Here is a 13463-nt window from a genome sequence, read left to right as displayed (position 1 = left end):
CTCATGCCTGCCGGCACGATCATCGGCCGGATCAGCGTCAAGGTTCTGCCGGACACTGACGACTTCCGCCGGGACGCGAAGAAGAAGCTCGACGCGATCGAGAAGGGCCTCCAGATCGAGGCCCGCGTCGAGCTGAACGACACCGGCCTCGCCCAGCAGGCGAAGGCGGCCAGGGCCAAGGCCCAAGCGCAGATGAAGGATCTGACGCTGAAGGTCAACCTGGACAACCAGAAGTCGCTCATGCGGGCGATCGGCCAGGTGCAGCGCGAGCTGGACAAGCTCGACGACACGGAGCTGAAGGTCGGGCTCAACCGCGATGACCTCAACGCCGCGACCGAGCTGCTGAAGGAGCGCCTGGACGAGGTCGCCACCCTCGACCTGAAGATCGACCGCCAGTCGCAAGCCGGCCTGGAGTCGGCGATCAGCCAGATCAACAAGCAGCTCGTCGAGATGGAGAAGATCGACTTCTCCGTCAAGCTCGACCGGGCGTCGCTGATCAAGGCGCGCGACGAGATCCAGACTGAGCTGGAGCAGAAGATCCAGCTTCAGGTTGAGGTCGACCGCCGGCAGCAGAACTCGATCCGGTCGCGGATCATGGCGCAGCTCCGCGACATCCCGATCAGCACCACGCTCGACCAGGGATCGATCACCAAGGTCTTGCGCCAGATCGAGGGCTACCTCGACCAGATCGAAGACCTGAAGGCGCTCATCACGCCGGAGATGGACGAGCGCGCCAAGGCCCGCGTCCAGCGCGACATCGACGACATCAAGGACAAGATCGACGACCTGAAGGCGACGATCAAGCCCGATGTCTCGCTGCCCTTCTGGGCCAACGCCTGGAAGACGCTGGCGACGCTGACGCGGGACCGCCTGGTCCACATCTACCCGATGGTCAACAAGGCGGCGCTGGCTGCCGCCACGACCGCGCTCAACCGGCTGTCCGGGGCTCGGGTGGTTACCGACATCGTCCGCGAGCTGGGCGAGTCCCTGGGCAACCTCGACAAGAGCGCTCCGAAGATCGCCGGCATCACCGCCGGCATCCTCGCGCTGGGCGGCGCAGCTACCAACGCGGTCGGCTCGGTCCTCTCGCTGGCTGGCTCGCTGATCAGCATGGCCCCTGCCGCGCTCGCGCTGCCCGGCCTGCTGACCGGCATGGGCCTCGGCGCGCTCGCCGCCGGCCTCGCCTTCCAGGACTTCAGCAAGCACGTCCCTGAGCTGAAGACCCGCTGGGATGAGCTGCGGGCAACCGTCTCGGACAACTTCTGGGACAAGGCCGCGAAGCCGATGCGGGACCTGGTCTCCACCCTGTTCCCGCAGTTCGCCGCCGGCATGTCGCTCATCGGCACCAAGGCCGGCGAGTTCTTCGGCAAGTTCGCCACCTCCCTGAGCACCGCGCTTGACGGCCGGCTCGAAGGGATGTTCGCCAACCTCGGCAAGTCGATCGACATCGCGGGCAACTCGACGGGCGCTCTCGCCAACATCATCGCCATCCTGGGCGACCTGGGGTCGCAGTACCTCCCCCGGCTGGCGCAGTGGTTCGTCGACATCACCCAGAAGTTCTCCGACTTCCTCACCCGAGCAGAGGCCAGCGGCGAGCTGAAGACGTGGGTGGACAACGGCATCGCCGCGTTCATGCAGCTCATGTCCGTCCTGAAGTCACTCGGGTCGATCTTCCTCAGCCTCTCTGAGGCGGCGACGCTCGGCGGCGGCGGCACCCTCGGCGGGATGGCCGACACCCTCGGCCGTATCGCGGAGGTCGCCAAGGACCCGGCCTTCCAGGGGAAGCTCGCCGAGTTCTTCCGCTCCACCCGCGAGTCGATGGACCTCATCGGCCAGCACGCCGGGCCGGCGGTGGAGAAGATGTTCGGCACCCTGCTGGAGACCTTCTCCAAGGTGCTGCCCACGGCCGCAGTCGCGGTCGGCATCGCGCTCGACGCCATCGCCACGGCGCTGTCCGACCCGGCGTTCTCCGCCGGCCTGGCGTCGATGCTCGACGGGCTGAAGGTCGGCATCTCCGGCCTGGCTCCGGTGGTCGCCACCCTGGGGCCCGTCCTCGGCATGCTGGCGCAGGTCATCGGCACCGTACTGGCTGCGCTCGGCCCGCTCATCGCGGCGGTCCTGTCGGCCCTGCTGCCGGCGCTCTCGTCGCTCCTGCCGGTGCTGATGCCGATCATCACGATCCTGGGCGGCGCGCTGACCCAGATCGTCACGGCGCTCGCCCCGATCCTGGCCGTGATCGCCCAGTTGTTCGCTCAGCTCCTCGCGGCGGTGATCCCGCTGCTGGAGCCGCTGATCCAGCTCGTGATGGCGATCCTGACGCCGCTTCTCGCGGTGATCCAGCAGGTCATCACGGCGGCCATGCCGCCGCTGATCGATGCCTTCACCCGCCTCTCGGCGGCGCTGGCTCCGGTCATCGAGATCCTGACCGTGGTCGTGAACGTCCTGATGGCCGTCCTCGCGCCGGCTATCGAAGTCCTGGCCACCGCGATCCTCAACACGCTGATCAAGGCAATCGAGGCCATCGCGCAGGTCTTCGAGGGCGTCGTCGGCATCGTCATGGGCATCTGGAACGCCTGGTCGGCCGCCTTCCGGGGCGACTGGGAAGGCGTCTGGAACGGGATCAAGCAGGTCTGGCAGGGCGTCTGGAACGTCATCGCCGGCCTGTTCAACGTGGTCCTGGCGCAGTTCAAGGCGACGTGGAGCGCGACCACGAGCTTCCTCAGCAGCGTGTGGTCGTCCTGCTGGAACGCCATCAAGTCGTTCTTCAGCTCGATCTGGAACTCGATCCAGGGAGCCTTCAGCTCCGGCACGAACGCGATCCAGAACGCCTGGCACGCCTCGCTCAACGCGATCCAGGGTGCCTGGTCGAGCGCCTGGAACGCCCTGCGTGGCGCGATCAGCACCGCGTTCAACACCGTGGTCAACACGATTCGGACGCAGCTCAACACGGCCATCTCGACGGTCCGCGAGCTGCCCGGCCGGATCACGGCGGCGCTCGGCAACCTCGGCAACCTGCTGACGAACGCCGGTCGGCAGCTCATCCAGGGCTTCATCAACGGCATCCGCAACATGTTCGGCGACGTCCGCAGCACCCTGGGCAACCTGACCGACAGCCTCACGAGCTGGAAGGGCCCCGAGTCCCTGGACAAGGTGCTCCTCGTCAAGGCCGGTCAGCTCGTCATCGGCGGCTTCATCAAGGGCCTGGAGTCTCGGTACGCCGAGGTGAAGCGGTCCCTCGCCGGTCTGACCGACGACATCGGCGGCATGGCCATCGACGGCCCTGCGGTCAACGGCTCCGCCGCTCGCGGCCTGGCCGACAAGCTCTCCGCCGCCATGGGCGAGGTGAGCACTGACGGCCCCGTCATCAAGCAGTTCGTCTACAACGCCGCGCCGAACCAGTCCCTCGACTCCGAGGAAGACCTGTTCCGCGCGGTCAGCCGCGCACGTTGGGGGTGGTAAGTAGGTGCCTCGACTTCAACTGGAGTCGGCGGCGGATGTGCTGAACCTCGACGACGTCTTCCACAAGGACGTCGGTGTGCAGGCCCTCGCCGGGGCAACCGGCCTGGGCCTGCCCGAGGTTTCCACCCAGTGGTTGGAAGGGGCCGGCGACGGCGGCCTCTTCCGGGGTAAGCGCGCCCGCCCCCGCGACATCGACCTGCCGCTCTACGTGGCGGGCAGGAACCGAGCCGAGCTGGTGGACCTGCTCGACCGCCTGGCCCTGATGCTGGACGGCGAGTGCACGCTCCGCCTGGTGGAGGACGACGGCACCGACTGGTCGACGAAGGTCCATCACGTGGCCGGCGGCGACTACGCCTACGGCCTGGATACCACGGGGGAGCGCGACCTCCTGACGGTCGTCACGCTGCGAGCCGGCGACCCCTACTGGACCTACTCCGTGTCCTCCTCGAAGCGGATCACGAACAGCGGGGCGGGGCGCGGCCTGATCGGCAAGCTCGCCAACATGCAGGTCAGCTCCAGCCAGGCCATCGGCACGATCACGCTGGAGAACATCGGCACCGCCCCGGCCTTCCCGGTCTGGACCGTGGTCGGCCCCGGCCGCAACTTCATGGCTGTCCCGACCGTGGGGCGCGGCTTCACCTGGACCGGCTCGCTCGCGGCCGGCGAGACACTGATCGTCGACACGCAGCGCGGGACCGTCATCGACAGCCTGGGCCGCAACCGGTACAGCGAGCTTGCGTCCGCGCCGAGGCTGTGGAGCATCCCGCCCGGCACGACCGAGGCAACCGCCTCCCTGGAGAACGTAACCAACGCCAGCTCGATCACGTGCACCTGGCGACCGCGCAAGAGGGTGGTGGTGTGACGTGAAGCTGGCGGACATCACCGTCGAAGTCAGGGACAAGAGCCTGGCAAGGATCGGCCAGATCCGGCCCGAGGAGCTGGACCTGGAGCTGTCCGACCTGCACAACAACGTCGGAAGCTGGAAGCTAACGCTAGCGGCGGAACACCCCCTCGCGGGCGTTCTGCGCCAGCCCGGCTCCGGCATCATCGTCACCGGCCCGAGCGACGTGCTGCTCTCCGGGCCCACGGTGAAGCCGGAGAACCAGGCGACGTCGATCGACCCCGAGGGCACGGTCACCTTCGAGGGTGTCGACGACACGGTCCTCCTGGCCGACGCGCTCGCGTTCCCGCAGCCGAGCAACGCCAACCCCGAGACGCAGGCGCAGGCGCACGACATCCGTACGGGGCCCGTCGAAACGCTGATGCACCAGTTCGTCAACGCGAACATCGGCCCCGGCGCTCCGGCAGCTCGACGAGCAGACGGCCTGCTGGCGGCCAAGCTGACGATGGGCCCGAACCTCGCGCGTGGCCCGGTCACCACCAAGAGCGCCCGCTTCCCCGTGCTGGGCAACCTGCTCGCCGAGCTGGCCGCCACGGCGGACCTCGGCTTCCGCATCGTCCAGCGGGGGAGTGGCCTGGTCTTCGAGACCTACGCCGTTACGGACCGCAGCCAGGAGATCCGGCTCGACATCCGCAACAACACCCTCGCCGGCCACCGCGTGGCGATCAGCCCACCCGGCTCCACCCGCGCGATTGTCGCCGGCCAGAACGAGGGCGTCGACAGGCAGTTCCTCCAGGTCACCACGCCGGAGTCCCTTGCCGGCGAAACCGACTGGGGCCGGCGCATCGAGCGCTTCGTGGACCAGCGCAACACCGACAAGATCGAGGAGCTGCGCCAGGCCGGGCTGGAGAAGCTGGCCGAGGATGGCGCATCCACCCTCGCCGTCCAGGCGGTCCCGATGGAAGACAGCGCCATGGACTTCGGCCGGGACTGGAACGTCGGCGACAAGGTCGGCGTGGTGGTCGAGGACCAAGAGCTGGCCACAACCGTGACCGGCTACATCATGAAGGTTAACAAGGACGGCTTCCGCCTCGGCGCGCTGATCGGTGATCCGGCTGGCTTCGATCCTGACGCCGCGCTCGCCAAGCGGGTGCAGAACACCGAGTCGCGCGTGAGCGCCCTGGAGCGCAACGCCGAGAGCCCGCTGAGCCGCATCGAGGCGACCGAGAAGTTCGTTCAGGAGCGGTTCGCTCCGATGGCCCCCACCCAGTCGAGCGACCCGCTGAGCAACTACCCGTCCGGCATCTCGATGCTGGGCATGCAGGGCGCTGACGGCCCGGCCTGGAACTCGATCCCGCCGACTCAGTACGGCACGGTAGCCACCTTCAACGCCAGCACCTTCCGAGCCTTCCAACTGATGCAGGTCGAGGACGGGTACTTGCACTTCCGCCGCTTCCGCGAGAACGAGGGCGGCTGGCGGCCCTGGACGAAGGTGCTGACTGAGCAGCGCCTCAGCCCGGCGGACTTCACTCAGTTCCGAGCCTTCACCAACTACCCGTGGGGCACGTCCTTCCTCTACTTGAACGACGTCGAGTCCAGGGACGGCGACTGGGACTTCGCTGGGAACTACGGCCTGCTGACCACCTATCGCTGGAGCGACGACTTCGCCGTACAGACGTGGGCACGCCACGCGGGCGGATCTTCCAGTGAGACCGAGTTGTGGCAGCGCACAGCCAACTCCGCGAGCGGCTGGTCCCGCTGGCGCATCATCGCCGGCAACGTCCTCCGCACGGTCTACAGCCCCCGCGACACGGCCTCGCGCACCTACACGGGCACGACCTTCGGCCCGATCACGGGCGCGGAGGTTGGCGTCGTGTTCGTTGCGCCGCCCAGCGGCCAGGTGGAGATCACCTGGGATGCCGAGATGGCAAGCACTGGCGGCGGGGCAGGCATGACGTCGATCACCGTTCGGCAGGGCGGCACTGTGGGCCAGGGGACGGTGATTCTGCCCGGCGCTTCCAACTACGCCCTGCGGATACCGGCCGGCTCGGACTGGTTCCACGCACAGATGGCCGAGATGGTGACTGGCCTGACGCCTGGGGCCACGTACAACGTGCGCCAGGTGCACCTGGCTGCCAGCGGCACGATCCAGGTTGCGAACCGGCGAGTCCGTGTACGCCCGGACCTGTAGGAGTTCAGAGTGTTCAAGATCGAGGCATACGACTTCAGTGCGTTGACGTGGCTTCTCCTGCGCCAGTACATCGAGGAGTGGGAGCGGCAGGGCTTGTACGACGCCAACATCGTGGACGGCAGCATCTACAGCACCACCGACCCTGATCCCGAGGTCGAATCAACGTTGGGTCCGGGCTGCTCCGTGTTCCGGTTCGTGGATCAGGAGACCGGCGAACCGCTCCCGCCCATCGAGCCCGAGCCGGAGCCCGAGCCGGAGCCGGAGCCCGAGCCGGACCCTGATCCTGAGCCGACCGTCTGACCTTCCCGCCAGAAGCCCCCTGACCTGCTACGGGTCGGGGGGCTTCCTCATGCCCGCAGGAGTCCCGCTCAGTGGCTATCACCTCCTACCCCTTCGACAACCAAGACACCAGCGAGGTCCAGTACAGCAAGCTGTTCCGCGAGCTTCAGGACTCCGGCGTCGTCGACACCATCACCGGCAACGGCTTCCAGGTCTCGGCCGACTCCACCGGCATGAACGTCAAGGTCCAGGCCGGCTTCGCCATCGTGCGCGGTCACGCGGTCAGCTCGACTGCGATAGAGCAGTTGCCCATCACGGCGTCCACCTCGGCGGCGCGCATCGACCGGGTCGTGCTGCGCCTGGACCCCACGGCGAACGCCATCGACCTCACCGTCCTGGAGGGCACCCCCGGCTCCGGCCAGCCCTCGCTGACCCAGACCGATACGGGCATCTACGAGATGGGCCTCGCCAAGGTCACGGTCGACGCCAACGTGCTGACGATTGCCCCGGACAAGGTCGCCGACGACCGGCGCTACGCCGGCCAGCGCATCGGCTCCTGGCGCACCGGAACTCGACCGACGAACGCTCGCTACGGCCGGCTCGGCGTGAACCTCGACACCGGCAAGTGGGAGTGGTGGAACGGCTCGCAGTTCGTCGAGCTGATTCCGAGCACCGTCGACAACGCCGTCCGGTGGAACGGCTACTCCCTCGTGGTGTCGAAGACGACGCCGGCCGGCACGCCGACCACCGACCGCATCTGGATTCAGCCGACGAGCTGAGGAGGGCTGAGTGGCTACTACTTACGGTTCCGCCGAGGGCCATCTTCAGGTCGGCATCGACTGCTGGACGTCCACGCCGAGTGCGAGCAGCACGTCCGTCACGGTCTCGCTGCGGGTCTACGTCCGCGTCTACGACCAGAACTGGGACTACGACGACGACGAGAACTACAGCATCACCGGCTCCACCAGCGCGTCGGGCACGTTCCACAACAACCTGTCCGGCACTGGCGCGACCAAGCTGATCTACAGCCGCGACTTCAGTCAGGCGATCAGCTACAGCGGCGGCCCGACGCTCACGTGGACCGCCTCAATCTCCGGCATGTATAACGGCGGCACCCCGAGCCACACGCGGTCGATCACGATGCCCAAGCGCCCGGCTTCCGCGCCGGGTGCGCCGGGCACCCCCTCGGCCAGCTCGGTCACCGCAACCACCGCAACGCTGTCCTGGTCGACGCCGGGCAACAACGGCTCTGCCCTGAACGGCAACGACGGGCAGGTGTCCACGAACTCGGGCTTCACCAGCGTGATCCAGACCTGGAGCCAGGGCTGGGCAACGAGCCGCGCGCTGACCGGCCTACCGAAGGGCACGCAGCTCTGGGCCCGCACGCGGGCGCACAACGCGGTGGGCTGGTCCGGCTACTCCGGCGTAGTCAGCTTCAAGACTGGGATCACCGCTCCCGGCGCGCAGGCTGCCCCGAGCGTTGGCAGCATCACCGCCACCACTGCTTCGGTCACTTGGTCCGAGCCGTCCGACGATGGCGGCGCGACCCTGGACCGCCACGCCGGCCAGGTGTCCCGCAACTCGGCGTTCACCGACATCATCCAGAGCTGGGACGTGGCGGGCTGGGGTACCAGCCGAGCGCTCTCGGGTCTGCCGAAGGGCACCGTGCTCTACGTCCGCACCCAGACGCACAACTCCGCCGGCTGGAGCGCGTGGTCGCCGTCGCGGACCTTCACGACCGCCATCACGGTAGCCAGCGCGCCGACCACGCCCAGCGCCGGTGGCGTCGCGGCCACCACGGCATCGCTGTCCTGGTTCGCCCCGTCCGATACGGGCGGCGCGGCCATCACGAGCTACGAGATCCAGCGGGCCACGAGCACGTCCTTCACGGACGCAGTCGCCGTGACCACCGCCAACTCCTCAACTTCGCTGTCCGGCCTGCTACCGGGCACCACCTACTACACCCGCGTCCGCGCGAACAACGCTGCCGGCGCGGGTGCATGGTCCTCCACCGCCTCCTTCCAGACGCTCTCGGGCGTCCGGGTGGGCGACGGCACGAAGTGGCTCGACGCCATCGTGTGGGTCGGCGACGGATCGAAGTGGGTGCTTGCCCAGGTCAAGTCGGGCGACGGTTCAACCTGGAAGTGAGTCCCCCTCCGTGAGCCTGGCCCTTGCCATGGAGCCGCCTGTCCAGGCGGCCATCGTTACCGCCTGCGGCACCGTCACCGTCGCACTGATCGGCGTCGTCGTCGAGCTGCTGCGCCGGCAGCACAAGAAGCTGTCCGAGGTCAAGGAGCACGCCGAGGCGGCGCGCGACCAGGTCCAGAACAGCCACAAGACCAACTTGCGCGACGACCTGGACAAGGTCATCGCCGGCCTGGACGACGTGAAGGAGCTGCTGCGCAGCCAGGGCCGCGACATCGGCGGCTTGCGCGACGAGATCCGCCACGAGCGTGCAGAGCGCCTGGAGGTCGAGCGCCGGGTGGATCTGCTGATGCTGAACACCAAGCCGTGACCCGTCCCGACTGGGACAGCTACTACCTCGACATCGCCCGCGCGGTCGCAGCCCGCGCCGACTGCACTCGACGTCAGGTCGGGGCGGTCATCGTCAACACAGACCACCGGCAGATCGGGCAGGGGTACAACGGTGCCCCGCCCGGTGAGCCTGGCTGCCTGACCGCTGGAGCCTGCCCGCGAGGGCGGCTTGGCCCGGACGTTGTCCCACCGGGCTCCTCGTACGACACAGGCCCCGGCTCATGCATCTCGGTGCATGCCGAGCTGAACGCAATCCTCGACGCGGGCGGCCGTGCCGCCTGCCTCGGAGCAACCCTCTTCGTCACCGACGCCCCCTGCGACGGCTGCGCCCGGATCATCCGCGCCGCCGGCATCGCCCGCGTCGTCACCCCTGAATCCCTGGAGGCATAGCCCCGTGGCTGAGAACTACGACGACTCGATGTACGAGCTGGCCCAGGACATCATCGCCCTGGAGCCGAAGGATCTCGTCCTCGCCGGCATCTACGCCGACAAGCGCGGCTACCACAACAAGCGCAAGAACCTGCCGAGCAGCGACTACAGCGTGCAGCTCGCGGCCGACAAGAAGGGCCCGAGCGACAAGGCGTCGGCACTGGACATCACCAGCAAGTCGGCCCAGGGCGGGAACTACACGATCATCAAGAAGTACAGCAACCGGCTGTACGCGGCGGGTAAGGCCAAGGACCCGCGCCTCGCCGGCTGGCGGGAGTTCTTCGGCCAGACCGACAACGACGGCACCGTTGAGGGCTGGGACTTCGCCAAGGGCAAGGAGTCGACCAGCGCAGACAAGTCGCACCTGTGGCACATCCACATGTCCGAGCTGAGGGAGTTCATCACCAGCAAGGACAACAAGGAAGCCATCCTCTCGGTGCTGAAGGGCGAGACCCTGGCCGCGTACCTGGCTCGTGGCGGCAAGCTGGTCGGGAAGGCCCCGACCGCGCCGGCCAAGCCGCCGGCCAAGCCCGCTCCGGCGAAGCTCGCGGAGGACGGCAAGCTCGGCCCGCTGACCATCAAGCGCTGGCAGCAGATCATGGGCACCGAGGCGGACGGCGTGATCAGCCGCCCCTCCGAGCTGGTGACGGCCGTGCAGCGCCACCTGAACAAGCACGGTGCGCGCCTCGCCGTGGACGGCGACGGCATCCGCCAGGACGGCAAGCGCTACCAGACCGCCCGCGCTCTCCAGCGCTACCTGGGCGTGCCGGCGGACGGCATCCTCTCGACCCCCGTGTCCCCGACCGTCCGGGCGCTCCAGAAGCGCCTGAACAGCGGCAAGTTCTGATCAGGAGGCACCACCCAGTGTCCGATGAGTACACCCCGAAGCACTCCGCCCCGGAGGTCGAAGTCAAGACCGCCGACCGGCGTAAGCGGATTCGGACGGCGTTCCAGTCCTTCGTGTCCGCCTGCGCTGTCCTGATGGTCGGCGTCCCGGTGGCGATGAAGTTGCTGGAGAAGCAGCTCGCCCCCGAGCAGTACGCGGCCCTTGCCGGCGTCGCAGCGGTCATCACCGCTGGAGCCACCCTGGTCACTCGCGCCATGCAGGCCGGGCCGGTCAAGGCGTTCATCGACCGGTTCGTCCCCTGGCTGTCGGCCGAGGAGCAGTAAGCACGAAGCGCCCCACCTGCACATCGCGGGTGGGGCGCTTGCTTCGTCTCTACTTCCTGCTGGCGGCCTTCTCCGCCTCGATCTCCTCCAGCGTCTTGACCTTGCCCCGGCTGCGCCGTCGTGGCTGCTCAGTGGCCGCCTCGGTGAAGACCTGCTCGAAGACCCTGCCGTGCTGAACGCACCGGACCGTCTTGGCCTTCTCTCCGTCGCGCTCGATGACATACGCCTTAACGGTGCGCTTAGGGTCCTTGCACGTGTCGCAGACCTCAATCTCGATCGTCGCCACTCTGGAACCCCTTGATCATGCTGCGGATATCGGACACTGGAACCTTAGCAGGCATAGATCGGGTTGCGTTTAAACGATCAGGGTCGCTATGCTCAACTTGCAGTATCCAAGTGAAGCTGTAACCTGAACATAGCGGCGATACGCGAAGCGCCGTTCCTATGTTTGATCCGCGAAGCGACAAGAGGGGGCACTTGCAGTGGCACCGCAGCCGAAGATCCAGAACGCCGATGAGGCGATTCGCTGGATCAAGGAAGGTAAGACCTACGCCTGGATGACAGCCGAGCACGAGCGGAAGTACGGCATCAAGATCAGCCCGTCTGGCTGGAGCTACTTCCGCCGGAAGAACGGGCTCGACGCTCGCGCTGTCGCTGACGAGGAGCTGGTGCCGTGGTCAGTCAAGCATGAGCACCGGAACAACTACTACCTCTACTGCCTCCGACAGGAGAGCCGGCGGCGTCACGGCAAGAAGCTGGACCCGAAGGCCGAGGTGCGGGTGAACGCCTTCCTTCGTGACCTAGCCGAGAACAACGCCGTGGTGCACTACGACCCGGACACCGAGGAGGGTTTCCACCTGATCCCGCGCGAGGCGCAGGACAAGGACGGCCTGGTTCGTCGGCCACCGAAGGCAGTTGCGCGGAAGCGGCGTGGCGCAGATGAGTAACCCAGCCCGCCCACGCTGAAGGCCCCCAGCAGTTGATGCCGGGGGCCTTCTTCGCATCTACCGTCAGGCGGCATGCGGAACCGCGTGGTGCCTGTGGTGCTTGGCGACCAGCCTGAAGATGGGCGGGTCCGCGCCGTGCTCCTCGGCCACCTCGTCATGCGTCGGCGTCGGCTCATCCGCCGGCACGGTGATCGGGTCGTTCAACGGGTCCTGCGCCGGCTGCTCAGGCTGCTCGTCCTGCTCGGGCTGCGCCGGCTGCTCCCCGGTCCCCTGCTCCGGCGTCGGTACCTGCTCGCTCGGCGGCGTCGGCGCAGTGCCCGAATTCTCCGAGGGCGGCGCGTAAACAGGGCCGTCCGAGGGGGCCGGCTTCACCGGCTCCGTGGGGGGCTCGACGACCGGCGGTTCGGGCTCGGTAGTCGGCGGCGTGGTAGTCGGCGGTTCGGTAGTCGGCGGCGTGGTCACCGGGGGAGTGGTCGGCGGCGTCGACTCCTCGGGCGGGGCGGGGCTCTCCGGCCCGCCTTCGACCGGAGGCTCACTCTGGCTCGGCGGGTCGGCCGAGGCCGGCGGCTTAGTTTCGACCGGCGTAGTGTCGGCAGGCGGCTCGATCGGCACTTCGATGGTGGTCGGATCAGGGCCGATGGGCGTGATGGTGGGCTTCGGCAGGGTGCGATCCCCGTTGACGATGCGGACCACGGTCTGGCGAAGGTTCGGGTCGACGGTCCTCAGCTCGACTTCGTTGGCCGGCTGCCCCTCGCCGGGCTTGGGGATCAGGCCCATGGCGAACGCCGCCTCCGCCATGTCCGCCGGCAGGACGATGTCGCTGTTCATCGACTTCGCCCACCTGGCGATCCGCGTACGGTCCGTGCCGTAGAGCACCCAGCGCTCGCCCTTGATGAGGTTCGGGAAGGCCACCACCCCTTCATCTGCGGCAGACGTTCCGAGCCAGTTGTCCCTGCCCGCCGCCGAGCCGAAGACCTTCATCCGGTTGCGCTGGTGAAGATGGGTCTTCGGGTCGTCGTACGAGAAGATGAAGGTGAGGCTGTCGGGCCCGACCCACGCCTCCACGCGCATCACAACGCCATCCCCGGTGATGCATGTGGCGATGAGGTCCGTGTTGTCGGTGCCCGAGCACTCCCAGTCGGAGCCGGTCTGCACCGCGCCGAAGACCGGGTTGGCCCACGCCTCCTGCTCCGAGACCGGAGCGACCCCGTGACCCATCAGCGAGGGGCCGACGACCGCGCCGAGGATGGCAGTCACGCCCAGCAGGGCGAGGCGCTTGGTGCCATCGGCGAGGCGGTCGCTGATCTTGCGGATCTCCACGCGATGAGCGCCGGGCCTGCGGTTGGCGACCTGGTCGCCGATGAAGGTCGACGCGAGGGGCGGGACGGTCGGGATCGTGCTCTCCACCCAGTGCGCGATGGCGTCGGGGTGAGCGAGCGGCATCGTGCGCTGGATCAGTCGGACGACGGTGTCGTGATTGAGAGTCGGGTCAACGAAGATGACCCCCCTCGCGGGGATCGGCACACAGGGGGCTCCCGTGTACGCCTGGATGACCTTCACGCGCTTCCTTGGAGCAGGAGGGGTGGACCGGCCCCACGGAGGGGTCGGCTTG

The 13463-nt window shown here is 67.9% G+C and carries 13 protein-coding genes; 11 read left to right on the top strand and 2 right to left on the bottom strand.

From position 1 onward, the window contains the following. Positions 1 to 3 precede the first annotated feature (3 nt). From SM573_RS01845 to SM573_RS01800, 10 genes are all read left to right on the top strand, one after another. The gene (locus SM573_RS01845; protein ID WP_474615295.1) at positions 4 to 3459 is read left to right on the top strand and encodes a phage tail protein; all 3456 of its coding nucleotides are present in this window, start codon (positions 4 to 6) and stop codon (positions 3457 to 3459) included. Between the two features lie 4 nt (positions 3460 to 3463). After that, complete coding sequence (locus SM573_RS01840; RefSeq protein WP_474615294.1) at positions 3464 to 4321, top strand: phage tail family protein; 858 nt, start codon at positions 3464 to 3466, stop codon at positions 4319 to 4321. A 1-nt stretch (position 4322) separates the two neighbouring features. Continuing rightward, complete coding sequence (locus tag SM573_RS01835; protein ID WP_474615293.1) at positions 4323 to 6491, top strand: siphovirus ReqiPepy6 Gp37-like family protein; 2169 nt, start codon at positions 4323 to 4325, stop codon at positions 6489 to 6491. A 9-nt stretch (positions 6492 to 6500) separates the two neighbouring features. Next, positions 6501 to 6791: a hypothetical protein gene (locus SM573_RS01830; RefSeq protein ID WP_474615292.1), complete on the top strand. Its 291-nt coding sequence runs from the start codon at positions 6501 to 6503 to the stop codon at positions 6789 to 6791. 71 nt (positions 6792 to 6862) lie between these two features. Continuing rightward, the gene (locus SM573_RS01825) at positions 6863 to 7549 is read left to right on the top strand and encodes a hypothetical protein (protein WP_474615291.1); all 687 of its coding nucleotides are present in this window, start codon (positions 6863 to 6865) and stop codon (positions 7547 to 7549) included. Between the two features lie 10 nt (positions 7550 to 7559). Further along, entirely contained in the window at positions 7560 to 8918 is a 1359-nt protein-coding gene (locus SM573_RS01820; protein WP_474615290.1) for a fibronectin type III domain-containing protein, read from the top strand. A 10-nt stretch (positions 8919 to 8928) separates the two neighbouring features. After that, positions 8929 to 9285, top strand: a complete 357-nt coding sequence (locus tag SM573_RS01815; RefSeq protein ID WP_474615289.1) for a DUF2746 domain-containing protein — start codon at positions 8929 to 8931, stop codon at positions 9283 to 9285. Then, positions 9282 to 9695, top strand: coding sequence for a deoxycytidylate deaminase (locus tag SM573_RS01810; protein WP_474615288.1), 414 nt, complete (start codon positions 9282 to 9284; stop codon positions 9693 to 9695). The genes SM573_RS01815 and SM573_RS01810 overlap by 4 nt, the downstream gene beginning before the upstream one ends. A 4-nt stretch (positions 9696 to 9699) precedes the next feature. After that, positions 9700 to 10581 (top strand): hypothetical protein, encoded by an 882-nt coding sequence (locus SM573_RS01805; RefSeq protein ID WP_474615287.1) that lies wholly within the window; start codon positions 9700 to 9702, stop codon positions 10579 to 10581. A 17-nt stretch (positions 10582 to 10598) separates the two neighbouring features. Beyond that, positions 10599 to 10904 carry a hypothetical protein gene (locus SM573_RS01800; RefSeq protein WP_474615286.1) on the top strand — a complete coding sequence of 102 codons (306 nt, stop codon included), beginning with the start codon at positions 10599 to 10601 and terminating at the stop codon, positions 10902 to 10904. Positions 10905 to 10953: 49 nt separating this feature from the next. Here SM573_RS01800 and SM573_RS01795 read toward each other — a convergent pair whose 3' ends face one another. Further along, positions 10954 to 11190 carry a hypothetical protein gene (locus SM573_RS01795; protein WP_474615285.1) on the bottom strand — a complete coding sequence of 79 codons (237 nt, stop codon included), beginning with the start codon at positions 11188 to 11190 and terminating at the stop codon, positions 10954 to 10956. 196 nt (positions 11191 to 11386) lie between these two features. Here SM573_RS01795 and SM573_RS01790 point away from each other — a divergent pair, with 196 nt between their 5' ends. Continuing rightward, entirely contained in the window at positions 11387 to 11851 is a 465-nt protein-coding gene (locus SM573_RS01790) for a hypothetical protein (protein ID WP_474615284.1), read from the top strand. Positions 11852 to 11914: 63 nt separating this feature from the next. Here SM573_RS01790 and SM573_RS01785 read toward each other — a convergent pair whose 3' ends face one another. Next, positions 11915 to 13411: a hypothetical protein gene (locus SM573_RS01785; RefSeq protein WP_474615283.1), complete on the bottom strand. Its 1497-nt coding sequence runs from the start codon at positions 13409 to 13411 to the stop codon at positions 11915 to 11917. Between the last annotated feature and the right edge of the window lie 52 nt (positions 13412 to 13463).

The organism is Micromonospora xinjiangensis (assembly GCF_056150165.1).
The sequence above is the reverse complement of the archived record's forward strand: the minus strand, read 5'-3'. Positions and strand labels throughout refer to the sequence as shown.

Bases quoted from the DNA above. Each gene is read 5' to 3' on its own strand.
- SM573_RS01845 (WP_474615295.1), top strand. From the start codon at position 4: ATGCCTGCCGGCACGATCATCGGCCGGATCAGCGTCAAGGTTCTGCCG.